At 62.3% G+C, this 21,305-nt stretch carries 16 protein-coding genes and 1 pseudogene; 9 read left to right on the top strand and 8 right to left on the bottom strand.

Going from position 1 to position 21,305, the window contains the following annotated elements; genetic code table 11:
* Positions 1-24 precede the first annotated feature (24 nt).
* A complete protein-coding gene (locus I6E73_RS06955) occupies positions 25-2,826 on the bottom strand; it encodes an Rne/Rng family ribonuclease (RefSeq protein WP_197124128.1) in 2,802 nt (933 codons plus the stop codon).
* Positions 2,827-3,154: 328 nt separating this feature from the next.
* On the opposite strand from I6E73_RS06955, the gene I6E73_RS06950 reads away from it, so the two are divergent.
* Positions 3,155-3,754, top strand: a complete 600-nt coding sequence (locus I6E73_RS06950; protein ID WP_197124126.1) for a vitamin K epoxide reductase family protein — start codon at positions 3,155-3,157, stop codon at positions 3,752-3,754.
* A 152-nt stretch (positions 3,755-3,906) separates the two neighbouring features.
* Here I6E73_RS06950 and ndk read toward each other — a convergent pair whose 3' ends face one another.
* The 7 genes from ndk to I6E73_RS06915 all read right to left on the bottom strand — a co-directional run bounded on the left by ndk (position 3,907) and on the right by I6E73_RS06915 (position 12,450).
* On the bottom strand, positions 3,907-4,323 hold the full coding sequence (ndk, locus tag I6E73_RS06945; RefSeq protein ID WP_009772535.1) for a nucleoside-diphosphate kinase: 417 nt from the start codon (positions 4,321-4,323) through the stop codon (positions 3,907-3,909).
* On the bottom strand, positions 4,320-4,721 hold the full coding sequence (locus I6E73_RS06940; protein WP_197124124.1) for a DUF4233 domain-containing protein: 402 nt from the start codon (positions 4,719-4,721) through the stop codon (positions 4,320-4,322). The genes ndk and I6E73_RS06940 overlap by 4 nt, the downstream gene beginning before the upstream one ends.
* Entirely contained in the window at positions 4,718-6,250 is a 1,533-nt protein-coding gene (locus I6E73_RS06935; protein WP_197124122.1) for a folylpolyglutamate synthase/dihydrofolate synthase family protein, read from the bottom strand. The genes I6E73_RS06940 and I6E73_RS06935 overlap by 4 nt, the downstream gene beginning before the upstream one ends.
* Positions 6,243-9,533, bottom strand: a complete 3,291-nt coding sequence (gene ileS, locus I6E73_RS06930) for an isoleucine--tRNA ligase (RefSeq protein ID WP_197124120.1) — start codon at positions 9,531-9,533, stop codon at positions 6,243-6,245. Before ileS ends, I6E73_RS06935 begins: the two co-directional genes overlap by 8 nt.
* Before the next feature lie 247 nt (positions 9,534-9,780).
* Positions 9,781-10,785: a DUF1648 domain-containing protein gene (locus I6E73_RS06925; RefSeq protein ID WP_197124118.1), complete on the bottom strand. Its 1,005-nt coding sequence runs from the start codon at positions 10,783-10,785 to the stop codon at positions 9,781-9,783.
* Positions 10,782-11,132: a GntR family transcriptional regulator gene (locus I6E73_RS06920; RefSeq protein ID WP_197124116.1), complete on the bottom strand. Its 351-nt coding sequence runs from the start codon at positions 11,130-11,132 to the stop codon at positions 10,782-10,784. Before I6E73_RS06920 ends, I6E73_RS06925 begins: the two co-directional genes overlap by 4 nt.
* 64 nt (positions 11,133-11,196) lie before the next feature.
* Positions 11,197-12,450 (bottom strand): sodium:proton antiporter, encoded by a 1,254-nt coding sequence (locus I6E73_RS06915; protein ID WP_197124113.1) that lies wholly within the window; start codon positions 12,448-12,450, stop codon positions 11,197-11,199.
* 29 nt (positions 12,451-12,479) lie between these two features.
* Between I6E73_RS06915 and I6E73_RS06910 the strand changes: the two are divergent.
* The 8 genes and pseudogenes from I6E73_RS06910 to I6E73_RS06875 all read left to right on the top strand — a co-directional run bounded on the left by I6E73_RS06910 (position 12,480) and on the right by I6E73_RS06875 (position 21,240).
* Positions 12,480-13,778 (top strand): annotated as a pseudogene (locus I6E73_RS06910) (TDT family transporter).
* Between the two features lie 152 nt (positions 13,779-13,930).
* Positions 13,931-14,530 carry a biotin transporter BioY gene (locus I6E73_RS06905; RefSeq protein ID WP_100388731.1) on the top strand — a complete coding sequence of 200 codons (600 nt, stop codon included), beginning with the start codon at positions 13,931-13,933 and terminating at the stop codon, positions 14,528-14,530.
* A 148-nt stretch (positions 14,531-14,678) separates the two neighbouring features.
* Positions 14,679-16,313 (top strand): ABC transporter substrate-binding protein, encoded by a 1,635-nt coding sequence (locus I6E73_RS06900; RefSeq protein WP_197124111.1) that lies wholly within the window; start codon positions 14,679-14,681, stop codon positions 16,311-16,313.
* Between the two features lie 13 nt (positions 16,314-16,326).
* Positions 16,327-17,325, top strand: a complete 999-nt coding sequence (locus I6E73_RS06895; RefSeq protein WP_197124109.1) for an ABC transporter permease — start codon at positions 16,327-16,329, stop codon at positions 17,323-17,325.
* A complete protein-coding gene (locus I6E73_RS06890; protein ID WP_197124107.1) occupies positions 17,322-18,203 on the top strand; it encodes an ABC transporter permease in 882 nt (293 codons plus the stop codon). Before I6E73_RS06895 ends, I6E73_RS06890 begins: the two co-directional genes overlap by 4 nt.
* Positions 18,200-19,858 carry an ABC transporter ATP-binding protein gene (gene nikE / locus I6E73_RS06885; RefSeq protein WP_197124105.1) on the top strand — a complete coding sequence of 553 codons (1,659 nt, stop codon included), beginning with the start codon at positions 18,200-18,202 and terminating at the stop codon, positions 19,856-19,858. The genes I6E73_RS06890 and nikE overlap by 4 nt, the downstream gene beginning before the upstream one ends.
* A 4-nt stretch (positions 19,859-19,862) precedes the next feature.
* Positions 19,863-20,477, top strand: a complete 615-nt coding sequence (locus I6E73_RS06880) for a TetR/AcrR family transcriptional regulator (RefSeq protein WP_197124103.1) — start codon at positions 19,863-19,865, stop codon at positions 20,475-20,477.
* 100 nt (positions 20,478-20,577) lie between these two features.
* Positions 20,578-21,240, top strand: coding sequence for a hypothetical protein (locus I6E73_RS06875; RefSeq protein ID WP_197124101.1), 663 nt, complete (start codon positions 20,578-20,580; stop codon positions 21,238-21,240).
* Positions 21,241-21,305 lie beyond the last annotated feature (65 nt).

The raw sequence follows: 21,305 nt of genomic DNA, 5'->3' as shown, positions 1-21,305 counted from the left end.
ACTAAAGTGCCGAGTGTCGAATAACTAGTTGTCGTCAGTCGGCGTTGCGGTAACAATCTTTCCCTGGCTGCTGGCGCGACGTGAACCGCGAGCCTTGCCGTGACCAGGCTGCTTGGGCTCAGGAAGAGCCTCGAGAACCGAACCCAGAATCTGCTCCGCATCCTGCGTGCTGATCTTGGGAGTCGAGCTCTCAGTCTTCGTGATGGGAATGTCGAAAATGGCAACAGAAGCTTCGGCGGCCGGCTCGACAGCGTCACTCGCGCGCTGAGCGGGCTGAGATGACTTGTTTCCGCCCTTGCTGCGTCGTGACTTCTTGGGCTCGGGAGCCGCCGCTGTCTCTGTCGCTGCGGGAGCGGATGCCGCGGCATCCACTGCTGGAGTTTCACTCGCCGAGTTCTCGACGGTGGGAACCACAGTGCTCGCGGCGACACGAGCAAGCGCGTTGCGCACGTCTTCAGTGATCGCGTGCGTGCCATTGCTGGGAGCCGAAGACGGAGCAGCAGTCTTCGCGGAGTTGTTGGACTGCTGGGTTTGCGATCCACCACCGTTGCCGTTGTTGTTGCCGTTGTTGCCGTTCGAGTTGCCCGAGTTGCTGTTCGAACCGCCGGAGTTGTTGTTGCCGCCACGGTTGCGACCACGGCGTCCACCGCCAGCCTGCTCGTTCTGTGTCGGCTGCGAGCGGTGCTTAGTGACGGGGTCGTGATGAACGACAACACCGCGGCCAGCACACACTTCACAGTTCTCGCTGAACGTCTCAAGCAGGCCAAGACCAAGCTTCTTACGTGTCATCTGCACGAGACCGAGTGACGTCACTTCAGCAACCTGGTGCTTCGTGCGGTCACGGCTCAAGCACTCCACGAGGCGACGCAAAACGAGGTCACGGTTGGACTCGAGAACCATATCGATGAAGTCGACCACGATGATTCCACCAATGTCACGCAGACGCAGCTGGCGAACGATTTCTTCCGCAGCTTCGACGTTGTTCTTGGTGACGGTCTCTTCAAGGTTGCCGCCGGAGCCGACAAACTTGCCGGTGTTGACGTCAACGACCGTCATCGCTTCCGTGCGGTCAATGACGAGCGAACCGCCCGAGGGCAACCACACCTTGCGGTCGAGAGCCTTCTCGATCTGCTCAGAAATGCGGTACTCCTCGAAGGAGTCAACGGTTCCCTCGTGAGCCTGCAGACGATCGAGCAGGTCAGGTGCGACCGAACGAACGTAGCCCTCAATTGTCTTGCGAGCGTCGTCACCCTCGATAACAAGCTTGTGGAAGTCTTCGTTGAATACATCACGAATGATCTTGATCAGAAGGTCAGGCTCAGAGTGCAGCAATGCTGGGCCCTGGTTCTGAGCGTTCTCAACCTGCGCGCTGATGTCAGCCCACTGGTTAGTCAAACGGTTCACGTCGAGCGTGAGCTGTTCCTCAGTCGCGCCCTCCGCGGCGGTGCGCACAATGACACCGACGTTCTCGGGAAGAACACCCTTGAGGATCTTCTTGAGACGCGAACGCTCCGTGTCGGGCAGCTTGCGGCTGATGCCGCTCATCGAACCATTGGGAACGTAGACGAGGTAACGACCGGGCAAAGAAACCTGACTCGTGAGTCGGGCACCCTTGTGGCCTACCGGGTCTTTTGTAACCTGAACAAGAACGCGGTCACCTGGCTTGAGCGCGAGCTCAATACGGCGAGCCTGCGGCTTGCCATCAGCAGAGTTCTCAGCGGCAGCATCCCAATCGACTTCACCGGAGTAGAGCACAGCGTTGCGGCCACGCCCGATGTCGACAAAGGCTGCTTCCATGCTGGGCAGAACGTTCTGAACGCGACCGAGATAGACGTTGCCGATGAGGCTCGCGTCTTGAGCCTTCGCTACATAGTGTTCGACCAAGACGCCGTCTTCGAGAACACCAATCTGGATGCGATCAAACTTCGAGCGGACCACCATGACGCGGTCGACGCTTTCACGGCGCGCGAGGAACTCGCTCTCCGTTACTACGGGACGACGACGACCAGCATCACGGCCATCACGGCGGCGCTGCTTCTTCGCCTCAAGGCGAGTGGAGCCCTTGACGCGAGTGGGTTCATTGCTGGGCTCTGCCTGCTTGCGAGGCTGGCGAACGCGCACAACGGTGTTGGGCGACTCGTCACCGGGACGAGCATCCTCACCAGAACGACGACGTGAGCGACGGCGAACGTTGCCCGCTTCGTCTTGGCTATCGCTGTCGTCTTTGCTGCGGTTGTCCCGACCGTCGCGGTTGTCAGTGCTGCGGTTGTCAGAGCCAGCATTGTTGTCGTTGCGCGAACGCGACGACCGGGCCGGAAGCTCTGGCAGGTCGGGAAGATCAGGTGCCTGAAAGAGCAGCGACGTCGTCGACGGCGGCGTCAGTCGAGCTGCCTTCGCGGTCGTTACCTTCTCGGTCTTCGCTTTTTCGGCCGGTGTCTTAGCGGCCGGGCTCTTGCGTGAGCGTGAGCGTGCGGGAGCTGGTGAACCGGCCTTTGCGTCTGCGTTCACGTCTGCCTTAGCTGCAGCTGGCGCGGTTGCCTCGGAGTTCGCGGCCGTGGGCTCGCTCGCAGTTTCAGCCTTCATGCCGGTGACGGCATCTGGGACCTCGCGACCAAGGTGTTCGCTTGCCGTCTTCGCAGCGGGACGCTGAGAAGACTTCGCTGCACGGGGCTCACTCGCGGCGACCGGAGCGTCAGCGACGGGTGAGTCGACCGGCGGCTTCTGTGCCGCTGGCTTCTCTACCGGCGCTTTTGCCGAAGGAAGAATACGGCCGAAAAGGCCCTTCTTCTTGGGAACATCTTTCGAATTATTGCTTTCATTCACCATTGCTGGTGTACTCCTAGCCCTTGTAGGCGACCGCGCCACCCACCGGGTACTCTCTCGTGCGCTATTCCCCCACCAAACCTATGGTTCAGGAACCGCTACTAATTCTTCAGGTCCTGCAACGGGCCCGTGGCTCGCGTTGCAGTTGTGCTCTCTCACAGCACTTCGGAACTGGCTATCCGACTCACACAACTAGCGTTGCGCAACTGGTCCGGTCGCTATGCCCGGGAAGACTTCTTGGTGTTGTTCCGAGCGCGGCTCGGAATAACTACGCTTCATTATCGCATGCATTCTCAGAAAGTGAGCCTGACGCGCGTGCGATAATCCCAGCATGACTGCTTCCGGGGTTCGCAACAGGCCCATTGCCCTCGCTATTTTTCTGATATTCGCTGGGCTTGTGGGGCTCTGGGCGTCGTTCCAGCTCACACTGGAGAAGCTCCATGTGCTCGAAAATCCGGATGCCGTATTGAGTTGCGACTTCAGCATCGTGGTGCAGTGCGCAGCCAACCTCGAGTCAGCACAGGGCGCGTTGTTCGGCTTCCCCAACCCCATCATTGGACTGGTGGCGTTCATGGCGCCAGTTGTAGTCGGCGCCGCAATACTCGCCGGAGCGCGCTTCAATAGTTGGTTCTGGGTCACCTTCAACATCGGAGCAGCAGGCGCCTTCGCGTTCATTCTCTGGCTCGCCTACCAGAGCATTTTCAACCTCGGCACGCTGTGCCCCTGGTGCATGGTTGTGTGGTCGGTCACGATCCCCATGTTTTGGGCTGTGACACTGCGCAACATCAAAGTAGGCGCGATTCGCGCTCCCCGTTCGCTCCGCAAGGCCGCCAGCACCGCCTACAGCTGGGTCCCTGTGATCACGATTGTTGGCTACATCATCATCGCGATTGTCGCCCAGATTCGACTCGACGCTCTGTCCTACCTGTAGGACATATTCCCCCAGGGGAACACAACAATGGCGAGGGCCTGACGGTTGTCAGGCCCTCGCCATTGTGTTGTGGGTTGAACGGTTTAGCCGCTGAGAATGCCGCGCTAATCCGTCGCTTGCCCGTGAGAGCTATAAGAGTTCAGGAAAGCGATTTAGGCGAACCAGAGTGCAAGCTCACGCGCTGCGGACTCAGGCGAGTCACTGCCGTGTACGAGGTTCTGCTGAACAGCCAGGCCCCAGTCGCGACCGAGGTCTCCACGGATAGTTCCGGGAGCTGCCGTGGTTGGGTCGGTCGTGCCCGCGAGAGAACGGAATCCCTCGATCGCACGGTTGCCCGCGATGCGCAGCGCGACCGTCGGCCCCGACTGCATGAAGTCGAGCAGCGGCTCGTAGAACGGCTTGCCTTCGTGCTCGGCGTAGTGCTGCGACAGAAGGTCGACATCCGCCTGCACGAGACGCACGTCAACGAGCTGGTAGCCCTTGGCCTCAATACGGCGAAGGATTTCACCGGTCAAATTGCGAGCAACGCCGTCAGGCTTGATCAGTACAAGGGTCTCTTCGATGTTCATTGTGTCTCCTCAGAGGGGGTGGTCATGGACTGGGTGTTAAGAATTTCGGCCTTGGCGCGGTCGAGTTGCTGGCCCTTGATGAAGCAATAGATCCAGATGCCAGCGAAACCTGCCCCCACGAAAAACATCGGCGTGAGGATGAAACCAAGAGCAATGAGACCGACCTGCAGCGCCCAACCGACCCAGAGGGCCCCCGGGCGGTGCAGCATCCGGGCAAGCGCGACGAACACGACGATCAGAACTGCTCCCCCGATGAACGCCGGGGCCGGAGCGAGGGCTTTGAGCCCGAACGCCGTGAGCGCTACGAAGAAGATCAGCGTGGCATCGAGCACCAACACGATGCTCAGCAGCAGTTCGGTGACGGTGCGCTTTCGGCGAACCGTGGGTGCGGAGGTCACGGCTTCCAGCCCTCTGCCTCAGCGAGAGCAAGAGCCTCGCCAACAAGAGTGATGGAACCGGTCACGACGACCGCCCGGCGTTCGTTTTCTGCCGCCCAGCTGCGCGCCAACTCCATTGCTTCAGCAAAGGAATCAAAATCGGTGGTCTCATCGGTAAACGCGCGAACGGTCTCAACGAGTTCCTCCGGAGGAACGGCCCGGTCAGACTGCGATGCCGTCACATAGAAGCGATTAGCAATGGGGGCAAGAGCCTCCACGATGCCGGCAGCATCCTTGTCGTCGACAACAGCGATGACAAAAGCGATGTCTTCGAAGGTGAAGTATTCCTTGAGCGCCACGGCGAGAGCCGCTGCCCCATGCGGGTTATGAGCGGCATCCACAATCACGGTGGGTTCCGCACCAATAACCTGCAGTCGCCCCGGCGACGCGACGGTAGCGAGGCCCTCAGCGAGCACATCGTGAACGAGCGCCTGGCTGCCAGCGCCCAAGAACGACTCGACGGCAGCAATAGCGAGCGCGGCGTTGTGCCCCTGGAACTCACCGAACAGCGGCATGAACAGATCAGAGTAGGTGCCTGCGAGTCCCCGCACCGAAATAAGTTGGCCACCCACGGCAACGTTGCTGCTGAGGAGTTCAAAAGCATCGCCCTCGACACCAATTGTGGACTCGGTAAGGTCTGCGGCGCGCTCCAACTCGATCTGAGCATCCGACGACTGAATAGCCGACACGATCGCGGCAGCCGGCTTGATGATGCCCGCCTTGGTGCGCGCAATCTGCGCGATTGTCGTGCCCAAACGATGCGTGTGATCGAGCGCAATCGGCGTGAACACGGCAACTTGACCGTCGGCGACGTTCGTAGAATCCCACTCGCCGCCCATGCCAACCTCAAGAATGGCCACATCGATAGGAGCATCCGCAAAGCTCGCGAATGCCAACACAGTCAGCGCCTCAAAGTAGGTGAGCGCTTCTTCGCCCTTGGCCATCAGCTCGGCATCGACCATGAGCAGGAACGGACGGATGTCAGCCCAGTTCTCGGCCAGTGCCCGGTTCGAAATCGCCCGGCCATCAATCACGATGCGCTCGTTGACGCGCACCAGATGCGGACTCGTCATGAGCCCTGTGCGCAGCCCGTAGGCGCGCAGAATGCTCTCGACGATGCGACTCGTGGAAGTCTTGCCGTTCGTGCCCGTGATGTGAATAACGGGGTAAGTGCGCTGCGGGTCGCCGATCAACTCGACGGCGCGACGAGTTGCTTCGAGACGCGGTTGAGGCGCCTGCTCCCCCACTCGCGCAAGCAGTTCTTCGAACACGTTGTCGGCATCCGAGAGGTATTCAGTGTCTTCGAGTTCGAAGTCTGAATCCTCGTCGATGTTCGTGCCCTCAAAACCATCAGCAAAAGGGCTGAGGTCGGCGAGGGGATGCTCCGGGCCGAGTTCGGCGCGTTCTTCGTCGGTCAGCGACGCCTCAATGGGGTCGCCGTTTTCATCGAATTGGCCGTCGTTGCCGAGTTCATCATCGCGGTCAGACATTGGTCGTTCCCATCTTGGTGATGTCGATCACCAGCGCGCCGATATTGGCGTATTTTCCTGCCGCGAGTTGCGTGCGGTGCACCTCTAGTGTGCCCTCTTCGAGGTCATTCGCGAAGGCCTGAACGGTGGATTGCGCTGCAAGCGTTTCTGAGGAAATCATGGCGCTGTGGAATCCGATGGCCTCGTGGTCGGCGGGGTCTAGCGCACCAATCGTCAGAGAGATGCGGTCGCTCACGTCGAATCCTGCCGCCTTGCGGGCATCCTGAATCGCACGGATGACATCGCGCGCGAGGCCCTCCGCTGAGAGTTCCGGAGTGAGCTGAGTGTCAATGATCACAAAGCCACCCTCGGAGAGGAACGCGATTGCGCTGGCCTCATCGGCCGCTTCCATCTGGAGTTCGTATTCGCCGGCTTCCAGCGGCATCCCGTCGACGGAAACACCGTCGGCCGTGGTCTCCCAGTTGCCGGCCTTGGCCTCCTTGATGACCTGCTGCACTTGCTTGCCGACGCGCGGGCCGAGAGCCCGAGCGTTGACGGTGAGCTTCTTGGTGATGCCGAAGCTCTCCAACGAACCCTCTTCGAGAGCGTCAAACTTCACAACCTTGACGTTGAGCTCATCGCGAAGGATGTCGCTAAACGGTGCGAGGGCTGCGGGAGTGTCGCTCACGACCGTCAGCGAAGCCAGCGGCAGTCGAACGCGCAGGCTGCGCGCCTTGCGCAGAGCAAGTCCGCTCGAGGCGATCTCGCGCACACGGTCCATCGTTGCAACCAGATCGTGGTCAGCAGGGAACGCTGAGGCGTCAGGCCAGTCCGTGAGGTGAACGCTACGGCCGTTCGTGAGGCCGCGCCACATCTCCTCGGAGACGAGCGGGAGCAGCGGGGCAGCAACTCGCGCGACGGTCTCCAGGACCGTGTAGAGAGTGTCGAAGGCATCCTTGTCGTCGCCGCTCCAGAAGCGGTCACGGCTGCGACGCACGTACCAGTTGGTGAGCACGTCGGCGAAGTCGCGGAGCTTGGCCGCTGCCATGGGGCTGTCGAGTGCGTCGAGCTCAACGGTGACATCCTCGATCAGCTCTCGCGTCTTAGCGAGCAAGTAGCGGTCGAGAACGTGTGTCGAATCGGTGCGCCAGCTCGCCTCATAGTTATCGGCAGCGTTGGCGTAGAGAGTGAAGAAGTAGTACGTGCTCCACAGCGGCAGCAGCATCTGGCGAACACCATCACGGATGCCCTCTTCGGTGACCATGAGGTTTCCGCCACGGATCACCGAGCTCGACATCAGGAACCAACGCATCGCGTCAGCACCGTCACGCTCGAAGACTTCGGAGACATCCGGATAGTTGCGCAGGCTCTTCGACATCTTTTGGCCGTCATTGCCCAGCACGATGCCGTGACTGATGACGTTCGAGAAGGCAGGGCGGTCGAACAACGCCGTCGAGAGCGTGTGGAGGGTGTAGAACCATCCGCGAGTCTGACCGATGTATTCCACGATGAAGTCGGCCGGGCTGTGGGTGTCGAACCACTCTTGGTTCTCGAACGGGTAGTGAACCTGAGCGAACGGCATCGAGCCCGAATCGAACCACACGTCGAGCACGTCTTCGATGCGACGCATCGTCGACTGACCACTCGGATCGTCGGGGTTCGGGCGCGTCAGCTCATCGATAAACGGGCGGTGCAGGTCGGGCTCGCCCTCGTGGTTGAGAGGCAGGCGGCCGAAGTCCGCTTGGATCTCGGCCAGGGAACCGTAGACATCCACGCGCGGGAAGTCAGGGTTGTCGCTCTTCCAGATCGGGATCGGTGAACCCCAATAGCGGTTGCGGCTGATCGACCAGTCGCGGGCATTGCTCACCCACTTGCCGAACTGCCCTTCCTTGACGTTCTCGGGAACCCAGTTGATCTCCTGGTTGAGCTCGCCCATGCGGTCGCGGAACTCCGGGACCTTGACGAACCAGCTCGACACAGCCTTGTAGATCAGTGGATTGCGGCAGCGCCAGCAGTGCGGGTAGGAGTGCTCGTAGCTGGCAACCTTGAGCAGGCGGCCCTCTTCGCGCAGCAACTTCGTGAGCGGCTTGTTGGCATCGAACACCTGCATGCCTTCAACGGGCGGCACCGACGGCAAGAACTTGCCACCATCGTCAACCGAGATAACAACGGGGATGCCGGCAGCGGCACACACATTTTGGTCATCTTCACCGTAGGCGGGCGCCTGGTGCACGATGCCAGTACCTTCACCGGTGGCAACGTAGTCGGCGACCAAGAACTGCCACGCGTTTTCGGTGCCGTACGTTTCGGCATCCGCATAGAAATCCCAGAGGCGGTCATAGCGAACGCCCGCGAGTTCGGCACCCTTGATAGTGCGCGTGACTGCAGCGAGAGCTTCCTCAGCGGTCTCGTAGCCGAGTTCTTTCGCATAAGCCGCGATGGTGTCGCCCGCGAGCATGAACTGGGCGGAGCCCTGTTCCGAACCGTCGCCAGCACCGAGCGGGCCGGCAGGCAGAATCGCGTAGTCGATGTCGGGGCCGACAGCGAGAGCAAGGTTGGTGGGGAGCGTCCACGGGGTGGTCGTCCAGGCAAGAGCCTTTACGCCGGTGAGCCCCAGCGCTTCTGCCTTCACACCGTCGAGCGGGAACGTGACCGTGACGGTCTGGTCTTGACGCATCTTGTAGACGTCGTCATCCATGCGCAGCTCGTGGTTGGAAAGCGGGGTTTCGTCATTCCAGCAGTAGGGCAGCACTCGGAAACCCTCGTAGGCGAGGTCCTTTGTGTGCAGCTGCTTGAACGCCCAGATGACGCTCTCCATGAAGTTGACGTCGAGCGTCTTGTAGTCGTTCTCGAAGTCGACCCAACGCGCCATGCGCGTCACATACTCTTGCCATTCGCCGGTGTACTTGAGCACCGATTCGCGAGCGGCGGCATTGAACTTGTCGATGCCCATCTCTTCGATCTGGCTCTTCTCGGTGATGCCGAGCTGGCGCATCGCTTCGAGTTCAGCGGGGAGTCCGTGGGTGTCCCAGCCGAAGCGACGGTGCACTTGCTTGCCGCGCATGGTCTGGTAGCGCGGAAAGAGGTCTTTGGCGTAGCCAGTCAGCAGGTGACCGTAGTGCGGGAGGCCATTGGCAAAAGGAGGGCCGTCGTAGAAGACCCACTCATCGGCGCCTTCACGCTGATCAATGGATGCCTGAAAAGTGCCGTCTGCCTTCCAGTACGAGAGCACTTGCTCTTCGATCGCCGGAAACTTCGGGGACGGCGCGACGGAATCGTCTGAGCTGTGGCGGGGATACGACATGAGGCTCCAGTGGTACGTAGGTGCGAATAATCTGCACGAGGACGACCTTTCAGCCGCGGTACCACCCCGCTTATGCACCCGGAGGCACACCACTCATATCGCTGTAACGGGCTTACCCGTTCGGTTCTACCGCCGCCTGCTCCCCCGCCGAAGCTGAAGTTGAGATGGTTTCTTCCGAACGCTCCCCGGTGATAGCCGGTTCATAGCGTGTGCCCCCATGATACGCGAGTTAGCTTGCCGTTGAGCGCTATTTCTTGGCGACCGTGGCGAGCGCTTCTGCGGCAAGTTGCGCATCGTGCATCGTGACGATGAACTTCTTGCCATTCGTGCGCGTCACCTCGAGGGCTTCACCCTTGGAAAGCACGATGCCGCTGCGACCATCGGGAGCCCAACGCCAGCCGTAGCCACCAAACTCGCCGATGGGGTTCACTTCGACCGTGGCAACGGACGCGATCTGGTCGGGCGCAATTGTCGCCCGAGGAAAACCGAAGGCGGAACGAACCCGCAGTCCACGCTGGTCAATGGTCACGCGCCACGACAAGGTGCTCACGGCGAGTGCCATCACAACGAGGCCGATAACGGCCGGCAGCAAGAGTTCAGCGGGGTTGCTGACCGCCTGTATACCCAGCGCGATTCCGAGAGCCCCGAGTGCAACAGCAGCCACCACGACAACTCCGGTTCCTACGCGAGTGGTGCTGGAGAAATGAACGCGCTGCGTCACGCTGCCCTTGATCGGCTGCGCGGCAACCGAGGTCGACTTGATGTACTCGGCAGGCGGAAGCATGAGCCAGGCGAACACGGCCATAACAAACGCGATCGGGAAAGCCACAAGCGCAATGCCTGCGATCGCCGGAGCATTCTCGGCGTTCTCGAGCCCGCGCTGCACGGCGAGCGACCCGGCCGCGGTCACACTCAGAGAAATGGAGAGGAAGACGGATGCCGCCACCATGATTTTGTGCGCCCAGAGCATGCCACCGTTGGGCGCGCCCTTCCAACTCGCGAACGCGGCAAGGCCGGCGAAGACCAGAGTCATCAGCAGCGGAAGGGCGATGACACTACCCACCGTGGAATAGCCATCGGGTCCAGAGGTTCCCCAGTGCGAGGCTACGGGGTTCGGCAGCTCGGGAACCCAGAGCGCCATGACGAAGGCCGCGGCCATAGTAATGAGCAGCGGGATCACCACGCCGATCACGATGATCAGACGGCGGTTTCGCGTGAGTTGGGGCGAAACATTCTCGGCGGGAAGGGTCATTGGTATTCCTCTCGGATGAGGGCGGTAAGAGTAGCGAGTGAAACCTTGTGGGCGCGCGCTTCAGCAACAACAGCGGTGATGCCGTCGGCGAGCGAATCGTAGCTCTGGGCGGTGGCGGCAACGATTGCTCCACGACCACGGCGGAGTTCGATGAATCCCTCGTCGCGCAATTCTTGGTAGGCGTGTAAGACGGTGTGCATGTTGACGCCGAGAGAGCTGGCTAGTTCTCGTGCGCTGGGGAGCCTCTCCCCTGCTGTGACCGTCTTGTCGATAACAGATTGGCGGATGCTCGCCGCGAGTTGCTCGAAGAGCGGCGTCTCGGACGCGGGATCCACTCGAACTAGCATGACGCCATCATAATTGTTCTAGTTGGACTAGCACAAGCGCGCTCTCGGTGGATCACCGTGCGCCTCAGAACCGACGACGTGCCGGCATCTCCTGCACATGCTTCATCTCGGCCGCGGATGCCGGAGCCGAACTCAGACGGCGCGCAAGTCGCGCGGTCCACGGGCTTGCCGTCGCGCCATGCGCAAAGACACTGACGAGGATCGTCCACACGGCTACCGAGAACACAGTGTCGGCCACGGACCCGCTCAGCTCATCGAACACCAGCAGCGCGAACAGAATCGAGGCAAGCCCCCGCGGCCCGAACCAGCCGATGAAGAGCCGTGTCTCGAAGCGGGTTCCTGACCAGGCCAACGCAATCAGAACGGGCACCATGCGCACCACCGTCAACGACAGCACCACGTAGAGCGCGATCTGCCACGTGAGCGAGGTGAGGATCGGTGCTGCGAGTACCGCGCCGAACACCAAGAACGTGATCGAGCTGAGCAACTCCCCCCCGTCTTCAGTGAAGTCTTGAACATCCTCGCAGTGGTCGCGAGCAACCGCACTAAACGCGAGACCGGCCACGAACGCGGCAATAAATCCATTGCCGCCAACAACACCGGCGCTCGCAAACGCTGCGACCGCGATGGCAATGGTCGCCAGCTGGCGGTAAATGCCGTCAACAAATCCGGCGCTCGACGCTCGGCTCAACAACCACCCGCCAAGTACTCCGACAACCCCACCGAAGATGACCCCGAACCCAATTTGCTGAGCCGCGAACAGACCCCAGCTCTCGCCCGAAGCGGCTCCCGTTTCGGTGGCGGCAATCGCCAGAAAGACTGTGACAACCGGAACCATGATTCCGTCGTTCAGGCCACTCTCTACGTTGAGGGCCTGCCGAAGGCGAACCGGCAACCGTTTATCGCTGACAACCGCTTGGCCGAGCGCAGCATCCGTCGGCGCCAGAATCGCGGCGATGAGAGCAGCCTCGATGAAGGTGAGCTTGCCAAAGAGAGCCGCCGCGGCGACTGCCCCGAGCACAATCGTGAGCGGCAGGCCGATACCCAACAAGCGCAGCGGAAGAAAGATCTGCTTGCGCAACGCTCGCAGATCGATGCGTACCGCATCCGTGAAGAGCACCAAGACGAGGGTGGCCTCGACGAGGATCGAGACGACCTCGCTCTTGAGGTCGAGCTGAAACCACCGCGCACCCACAACACCCAACAGGATGCCCACAGCCGTAAAGACCATCGGCGCGGTCAAAGGAGACAGCGCAAGCTTGCGCGACACCATCGCGAAGGCGAACACCACGAGGGCAACGATCACGAGTTCGGTCATGGTTCCTCCACTGCAGAACGAAGCGCGGCATGCCCCGTCGCCGCGCACAACCGCTGCGCGACACCGGGGTGGCTCAAGGCTACGGGAATGCTGCACGAATACCCGCGGTTGCACCGGTGGGCCGAACCCGTCGCGCCTCCGACTTTCAGAAACGACTCATGAGCAGCCAGATTCCTCGCCGCCGCGTGCTGTTGCGCGACCTCAGCAGCCCCCGCGATGTGATCTCCCACATCAGCCCCAACTGGTTTGCCTCCGTTATGGGCACGGGCATCGTCGCGAACGCTGCCGCAACGCTTCCCCTGATCGCTCCGCAACTCCACGTGTTTGCGAGCACCGTCTGGGTGATCGCGACGGTATTGCTCCTTGGGCTGATCGCCGCGAGCGCAGCACACTGGATCGCCCACCGGGAGGTCGCGCTTTCGCACCACCGGCATCCGGCAATGGTTCATTTCTATGGGGCTCCACCGCTGGCAATTCTGACTATCGGTGCCGGTGCTTTGCTCTTCGGCCCCGACATCATGGGGGCGGATGCCGCGCTCACCGTCGCACTGATCTTGTGGTCAATCGGCACCGTCCTTGGCCTCGCCACCGCCGTGATTGTCCCGTTCTTGACCTTCACGTCGTCATCCGGCACAGATCAATCGCCGTTCGGAGGCTGGATCATGCCCGTGGTCCCTCCCCTGGTCTCGGCAGCAGCCGGAGCACCGCTGATCCCGTTCTTGCCTGAGGGCGAGGCACGGTTGACGATGCTGATCGCCTGCTACGCGATGTTCGGTCTCAGCATGATCGCCACCGCGGTGATCCTCCCGCTGATCTGGGGACGACTGGCATGACACAACATGGGCAACTCCGCAGCGGTTCCAACCCTGTGGATTGTGCTTGGCCCACTCGGCCAATCCATTACGGCCGCGATTGTTCTTGGGGCGATCGCCCCCTCCGCGGTGTCTGCTGAGCTCGCCGAGGCTCTCAGCTTCTTCGGGTTCATCTACGGCGTCCCCACATTAGGTTTTGCACTCCTCTGGACGGCGCTAGCAATCACGATGACCGTGCACACCGCCCGACGCGGCCTGCCGTTCAGCCTCACGTGGTGGTCGTTCACCTTCCCCGTGGGCAACATGGTGGTTGCGCTGAGCGTGCTCGCCGTGGCTACCGGTTCCGCGGTGCTCGAGGTGATGGCACTCGTGAGCTTCGTAGCTCTTGTGGGCGCCTGGGTACTCGTAGCGCTGCGCACCTTTGCGGGGAGCATCATCCAGGGCACATTGTTCTTGGCTCCGCCGATAGTCGGCGATGCGACAGCCGTTGCAGCGCCGGTCGCTCCGGCGGCGTGAGAATCGCGATTGTTACGCATCGCACAAATCTGAGCAGGTTTGTTAGCACGCGGCGCACACCGATGCCCGCGAACTATGACTAGGGTTATTCAGGCACCCGCCTATTCAGGCTGGGCTCTTCACAGTTCGCAGACAAAGGAAAGGAGCGTCGCGTGTCGACTCTCACTTTGACCCTCGGCCGGCCCACGCTCGCCGACACCGTCTTTTCTCGTAGCCTCGCCACTGACATCACGCTCGTTGCCGCCGGCGCCGCCCTGACTGCTGTGATGGCCCAAGTTGTCGTTCCGCTCTACCCCGTACCGATCACGGGCCAGACCCTCGCTGTGCTGCTTGTTGGCGCTTCGCTTGGTGCGACACGTGGAGCGATCTCGATGGCGCTGTACGCACTGCTCGGTGTGGTCGGGCTCCCCGTCTTCAGCGAAGCTTCTTCTGGCATCAGCGTTCTTGCTGGCACCACCGGCGGCTACATCATCGGCTTCATCGTCGCTGCTGCCTTCACCGGCTGGCTCGCCCAGCGCGACTGGGACAAGAAGTTCCTCGGCGCCGCGCTGTCGTTCCTCGGTGGCACTGTCGTCACCTTCGCATTCGGTCTCACGTGGCTCGCCATCGTGACCGGCGGAACGCTCGAGCAGGTTCTGGCCTGGGGTCTCTACCCCTTCATCATCGGTGGCCTCATCAAGGCAGGTATCGCCGCAGCCGTGATCCCCACCACGTGGAAGATCGCCACCAAGTTCTCGCGCAAGCAGGACTAACGCTCGCTCTTTTAGTTTCACCAACCGGGTCGGTTTTGCTCAGGCAAACCGGCCCGGTTTTTTGCTCAGTTGGACTTAATGTACTCAGTTCAACAATAATTGAGTGTCTCGCACCCGAGCAGTATTTCTCCCCCACAAAAGGATCCCCGTGAACGCGCCCCGCATCCTGTTACTCCCCCTCTCGATCGCGGCCAGCGCCGCGTTGCTTGCCGGCTGCACAGCGGCCAGCGAACCGGCTGCTGAGCCCGTTGACGGAGGCACGCTCGTGTACGCGACCGGAGATGCCGAGCCTGGCTGCCTCGACCCGCACGTCGGCGGCAACTACCCGCAGGGACTCATCAGCACCCAGTACCTCGAGTCACTGGTCTCCAAGGACAATGACGGCGAAATCATCCCGTGGCTCGCCACCGACTGGACCGAGAGCGAAGACGGACTCACCTGGGACTTCACGCTGCGAGACGATGTGAACTTCACCGACGGCACCCCCTTCGACGCAGAGGCCGTCAAAGCGAACATCGAGCACTTGAAAGACCCCGACACCGCGTCCTCCACCGGCTACCTCGCCGTGGGCAAGATTGACGGCATCGAAGCCGTCGCCGCCGATCAGGTGCGCTTCACCCTGTCAGCACCCGATAGCGCGCTACTGGAATCGTTCTCGCAGCCGTGGGTGAGCATCCAGTCCCCTACCGCGCTCGAACGCGATCAAGCCACCAACTGTGAGAGCCCTGTAGGAACCGGCCCCTTCATCGTGACCGACTGGGTCAAGCAGCAGTCGGTCACCCTCGAACGCAACGAGGACTACAACTCGGCTCCCGCTGACGCCGAGCACACCGGTGCGGCCCGTCTCGACGCTATTGAGTGGCGCTTCATTCCGGATGCCGCCACCCGCTATGCCGCCCTCCAGTCGGGCGACGTTGACGTGATCGATAACGCGCAGCCCAACAACATCTCGTCCGCCGCCGACGTGGCCACCATCGAAGAACTCGATGCACCGCGCCCCGGCGCCGCCAACCGCATCGAACTGAACTCGGGCAAGGCGCCGTTCGACGACATCCGGGTGCGCGAAGCCTTCATCCGGTCTGTGGATGTCAACCCCGGCATCGAGAGCCTGTTCTTTGGAACGGCCGAGCGTTCGTATTCGGTGCTCTCGAGCGTCGAAGCCGCGGGCACCTCGACCCCAGACGTGTTCACCACCGACCCGGAGGCAGCAAAGACCCTGCTCGACGAGGCCGGCTGGGACACGATCGACTCCGACGGGTACCGCACGAAAGACGGCGAGCGCCTGAGCCTGACGTTCCCGATCAGCACGAACCAGTCGATCCCCGCTGAGCAGTCACTGTTTGAGCAGATTCAGGCTTCCGCTAAGGACGTCGGTTTTGAGGTCATCCTGCAGCCGACAGATTTGTCGTCCTGGTATGGCGCTCTGTTCACGAACGAGTACAACCTCGTGAGCGCTCCGTACACGAAGGTCGGCGCTGACGTGCTGCGCATCCTGTACCACTCCGATTCGATCATTCCGGCTCCGAGCGGCTACTACGCGAACCTGGCCCAGCTGAGCGACCCCGCCCTCGATGCCATCCTCACGACGGCCAGCGAAACATCGGATGCCAGCGAGCGCCAAGACCTGTACGCCGAGGCTCAGTCGATCATTGTTGACGGTTTCTATGTTCTGCCCCTCTATGACCAGCAGAACCATTACCTCTACAGCACGAGTGTTGAGGGATTCCGGGCGTTGCCTCCCGTGGCAGCGCCAACGTTCTACGATGCGTGGTTGAGTAACTAGAGGAACGCCCTCTGTGACAGTTTCGACTGACGCTCCTACAGCAGCGAGTGTCTCCACCCCAGCGACCCGATTGCGGTCGCTGGGGTGGATCGCGCGCCGGGTGGGCGGCGGCGTGTTTGTTTTGTGGGCTGTCGCAACCGTCATCTTCTTCGCGCTGCGATTGATTCCGGGCGATCCGGTGGATGCGATTCTGGGTGGCCCCGGTTCTCAAGCGTCCGCCGAAGCCGTGGCCCAGATTCGCACCGACTATGGCCTCGACCAGCCGCTGATCGTTCAGTACTTTCTGGCGATGGGCAAGCTCGCGGTCGCCGACTTCGGCACGTCGTACGCGCTCAAGGTGGCGGTGGCTCCCTATGTACTGACACAACTCTGGTCAACGCTCGTGCTCACGCTTGCCTCGCTCGTAGTGGCCTGGTTTGGCGCCCTTGCCCTCACGCTGGCTACGAGCGGTCGCGGTCGCGTTGCACGCGCGTTGGGGTCCGGGTTCGAACTTTTGGCGGCTGCCGTTCCCCATTTTTGGTTGGCATCGCTGCTCATCATTCTGCTGAGCAATACGTTGCACTGGCTTCCCCCGATTAGCGTCCCCGGCCCCCTCGGTCTTGTTCTGCCCGTGCTCACCCTTGCTCTGCCCCTCACCGGCTTCCTCGGCCAAGTGATGCGCGAGTCCCTTACCAACGCCTACGAACAACCCTTCGTGCTCTCGGCGCGGGCACGCGGCGAAAGCGAATGGGGTGTGCGCCTTCGTCACGTGCTGCGCCACGCAGCCCTTCCCGGCATCTCCCTCTCTGGCTGGGCCTTCGGCTCACTCCTGAGCGGCGCCGTTGTTGTCGAGACGATTTTTGCCCGGCCGGGCCTCGGCAGAACCCTCCTCAGCGCTGTCACCATTCGCGACATTCCCGTCGTTACCGCCGTCGCCCTGCTCTCGGCGCTGACCTTCATCATCGTCACGATCGCAACGGATGTCGTCGACCGCATCGTGGACCCTCGCGTGACGGAGGTGGCAGCACGATGACCGAAATCTTGGCTGGCCGTCTCTCGCAGCCCTCGGGACGCGCTCTCGGCATCCGGGGCCGCGGCGGGTGGCTTCGCAACACCGACGTCATCATCGCGCTGGCCGTACTTGCGCTTATTCTGACCGCTGCTCTCGCGCCGCAGCTCATCACGACCGCTGACCCGGATGCCGTTGCCCCTGCCGAGGCCTTCCAAGCGCCATCGGCTGCCCACTTCTTCGGCACTGACGAGTCCGGTCGCGATGTCTACACCCGCGTCGTTTTCGGAGCAGGAAACTCCCTCCTCATCGGAATCGCCGCCACCGCGGTCGGGCTTGGCCTTGCGCTCATTCTCGGGCTCCTAGGCGGGCTCGGCAGCAGACTCGGCGACTTCGTGAGCACCCGCATCGTCGAGGTCATGTTTGCTCTTCCCGGCCTGCTGCTCGCTCTCGTGTTCATCGCGATCGCCGGGCCCGGAGTGGTCACCTCGACCGTGGCGGTTGGCCTCTCTACCGCGCCCGGCTACGCCCGCATCATCCGCAGCCAACTGCGGAGTGTGCGCAACGCCAGCTACGTGGAGGCAGCGACCGTTCTCGGCCATTCGCGGGCGCGCATCGTGTGGCAGCACATTTTGCCCGGCGCGCTCTCGCCCATCTTTGTGCTCGGCACCCTGGGCGTTGGTCAAGCCATCGTGTGGGCGTCCTCGCTCGGCTTTCTCGGGCTCGGCGTCGCCCCGCCCGCCGCCGAATGGGGCGCCATGCTCTCGAGCGGCCGCACCTACATCGACGTCGCCTGGTGGCTCACGGTCTTCCCCGGTCTGGCTATCGTCGCCACCGCCGCATCGTTCACCGTGCTCGGCCGCGCCCTCAACGCCCGCACCCGCCAGGAGGCCCGCGGATGACCGCCACCCCGCTCCTGCGCGTGAGCAACCTCAGCGTGCACTTCGACCGCAGCGCCCGCCCGGCCGTTGACGATGTCAGCTTCGACGTCGCCGCCGGCGAATGCCTCGCCATTGTCGGAGAGTCGGGATCAGGCAAGAGCGTCACAGCTCGCTCCCTGCTCGGGCTTGCGCCCGCCAGAGCCCACGTGAGCTTCAGCGAGTTGAGTTTGGCGGGAGAAAGCCTTCCGGCACCCGGTGCTCGACGGTGGAGAACGATTCGCGGAGCATCCATTGGGCTGGTGTTGCAGGATGCGCTCGTGTCACTCGACCCGCTGCGCCCGGTCGGCCGCGAAATCGATGATGTGCTGCGGCTACACACCACCCTCAGCCAGCGCGAACGTCAGGCTCGTGTGCTTGAGCTGCTCGATGCCGTGGGCATTCCCGATCCTGCGCTGCGAGCCCGGCAACGCTCCGGCGAACTCTCGGGCGGGCTGCGCCAACGCGCCCTCATCGCTGCCGGAATCGCGGCCGGCCCTGCCCTCATCATCGCCGACGAGCCCACCACCGCTCTCGATGTCACGGTGCAAGCGCGCGTGCTCGACTTGCTGTCGTCGTTGCGCAACAACGGCACCGCCATGATCCTCATCACCCACGATTTGGCCGTTGTCTCTCGCGTCGCCGACCGCGTGGCCGTCATGAGCGAAGGCCGCATTGTGGAAACCGGTGAAACGAAGGGCTTGCTGCGAGCGCCGGCGACAGTGCCGACCCAGCAGTTGCTCGCAGCCATTCCGGTTGACGTGACGCGCGGCATTCCTCTGACGCTGCCATCGGATGCCGAAGCCGTCACTGTCCCCGACACTTCCGCGAGCGCCGGAGCTGCTGCCACAGCTACCGCCGCCGCTTCCTCGCTACCGGCGCTGGAACTGCGCGGAGTATCTCGCCGCTATCCCACCCCGCACGGGGCGGCAATTCAGGCGCTCGACAACGTTTCGCTCACCCTCGCTTCCGGCACCACTCTGGGCCTTGTCGGCCAGTCTGGCTCCGGCAAAACCACCATTGCGCGCATCGCCCTTGGCCTGGAGACAGCTGACAGCGGCGAAGTGCTGCTCGCCGGCCACGAGTGGGGGTCACTGAATGCCCGCGAGCGCCGCCCGCTGCGCCCAACGCTGGGTGCGATTTATCAGGATGCCTTGAGCTCCTTCGATCCTCGCTTGAGCGTCGAGCGCATCCTCACCGATGCGTTGAGCGCTGGAGCATCCGCGAACCACCAGTCACTGACGACGCCAGATGAGCTACTCGATGCTGTCGGTCTGCCTCGCGCGGTGAAGAACCGTCGCCCGCTGCTCTTATCGGGCGGCCAGCGCCAGCGGGTGGCAATTGCTCGCGCGCTCGCGCCGGGGCCGCAGACGATCCTCTGCGACGAGCCGGTATCGTCACTGGATGTTTCCACTCAGGCTCGCGTGCTGAATCTGCTCGACGAGCTGCAGCGCCACCTTCACCTCAGCTATCTCTTCATCTCTCACGACCTTGGGGTGATTCGCCACATGAGTGATCGGGTGGCCGTCATCAACGAGGGCCGCATTGTGGAGACGGGCCCGACGGATGAAATCTTTATCGCGCCACAGCATCCGTATACCCGGTCGTTGATTGCGGCTCTCCCACGAGTGAGAGGATGATGCGGTGACACCTCCCCGCACTCCCACCCGTGGCCGCCCACCCGCTGCGTCCCGCGAACTCCTGCAAGAGGCTGCCTTCGAGTTGTTTATCGAGAATGGCTACACCGGCACCACCGTCGATCAGATCGCTACCCGTGCCGGGGTGAGCCGCAATACGTTCTTCAACTATTTCGAGGCCAAGGGCGAAGTCTTTTGGGTCGAGCTGGATGCCGCGACCGAGCGGCTGAGGGCGGCGCTGGCTGATCAGCCGACCGACACCGGCGACGCGTCATCCGCCCCGCTTGCTATCCGTCAGGCGATGCTGCGTTCACTGGCGGAGCTGGAATCGCGCCATGTGCCTTTTGTGCTCACCCAGTACGACCTGATTGGTAGCGCGACGGAACTGCAGGCGTCTGCAATGAGCCGCTTTGCGACGCAGGCTCGCCTACTGAGTGGCTTCCTCGAGCGCCACGGGGTGGATGCGGCGACCGCGCGCACCCACGCCTACGCTCTCATCGCGTGTGTCGTCTCTGCTGCGCAAGAGTGGGCCAATGCTGGCCCCCAGCGCGGACGACTCGAACCCTTCGTGAACCGTGCGTTCGACACCGCGCTGGCACCTCTCTCACCACACGATCGCTGAGCTGCGCGGTTGCTGAGATCCTCTCGACAGGGTCGAAGCGCGGGGTTAGGCTTCAGCCACGCTGGACTGCTTGCATGATCCCCCATCTTGGAGCTAAGCCATGAGTGACGATCAACCAACCAAACGTTTCGATGCGCAGAATGGTGACGCGCCCACGGTGCGGTTTGAGCCGGCGGGAGCAGCACCACCTCCGGGTGGCGGTGAGCCTCCGGTCGGGCCGCCGCTCGATCCTCCGTCATCGCCGGAACCGAAGTCGCGCAAGCTCCTCATTATTTTGTCGATCATTGGCGGGGTGCTACTGATTGCAGTCGTCATCATGCTGACGTTGCTGTTCTCTCGCGGGTCTGGTGGCGACATCACGCCAGTTCCATCGGAGAGCCCTTCGGCCACACCGAGCGAGACTCCCACGCCCAGCACTTCTGCCACGGAGGAAGCAGAGCCGACTGCTGAGCCGACGACTGCTCCGCCGCCCGCAACCGCGAGTCCGTCATTCGCCACCTTCAGCGCGCCCACCAGCGCAAACTGCACCGCTGCGAACCCCACAAGTCAGCTCACTTTTGCCTGGAGCAGCGCCGACGCAACCATGGCGTGGTTTGGGGTGCGCACCACCAACGCGAAGGAGGAGCCGTATGAAGAGGTTCCCACCACCGCGACGTATACCTTTGATTACCAGTGCAGCAATGAGACCGAGATTTACACGGTGACGCTCGAGGATGCGGGTGGAAACCTCACCCACAAAACGGTCACAGTGACAAAGAACTAGACGTCCTCGCGCGGCGCGACCTCATGCGACGCCGTCCGTTACGATTGGTAGTACACCTCACACTC

The sequence above is a fragment of the Salinibacterium sp. SWN248 genome, from assembly GCF_015864575.1.
Taxonomy (GTDB): domain Bacteria; phylum Actinomycetota; class Actinomycetes; order Actinomycetales; family Microbacteriaceae; genus Rhodoglobus.
This window is presented reverse-complemented; position numbering and strand designations above follow the sequence as displayed.

Coding starts and splice junctions, on each gene's coding strand:
- I6E73_RS06890 (WP_197124107.1), top strand. CDS start 17,322: ATGACCGAAATCTTGGCTGGCCGTCTCTCGCAGCCCTCGGGACGCGCT.
- ileS (WP_197124120.1), bottom strand. CDS start 9,533: ATGTCGTATCCCCGCCACAGCTCAGACGATTCCGTCGCGCCGTCCCCG.
- I6E73_RS06955 (WP_197124128.1), bottom strand. CDS start 2,826: ATGGTGAATGAAAGCAATAATTCGAAAGATGTTCCCAAGAAGAAGGGC.
- I6E73_RS06920 (WP_197124116.1), bottom strand. CDS start 11,132: ATGCTAGTTCGAGTGGATCCCGCGTCCGAGACGCCGCTCTTCGAGCAA.
- I6E73_RS06935 (WP_197124122.1), bottom strand. CDS start 6,250: ATGTCTGACCGCGATGATGAACTCGGCAACGACGGCCAATTCGATGAA.
- I6E73_RS06925 (WP_197124118.1), bottom strand. CDS start 10,785: ATGACCCTTCCCGCCGAGAATGTTTCGCCCCAACTCACGCGAAACCGC.
- I6E73_RS06875 (WP_197124101.1), top strand. CDS start 20,578: ATGAGTGACGATCAACCAACCAAACGTTTCGATGCGCAGAATGGTGAC.
- nikE (WP_197124105.1), top strand. CDS start 18,200: ATGACCGCCACCCCGCTCCTGCGCGTGAGCAACCTCAGCGTGCACTTC.
- ndk (WP_009772535.1), bottom strand. CDS start 4,323: ATGAACATCGAAGAGACCCTTGTACTGATCAAGCCTGACGGCGTTGCT.
- I6E73_RS06950 (WP_197124126.1), top strand. CDS start 3,155: ATGACTGCTTCCGGGGTTCGCAACAGGCCCATTGCCCTCGCTATTTTT.
- I6E73_RS06915 (WP_197124113.1), bottom strand. CDS start 12,450: ATGACCGAACTCGTGATCGTTGCCCTCGTGGTGTTCGCCTTCGCGATG.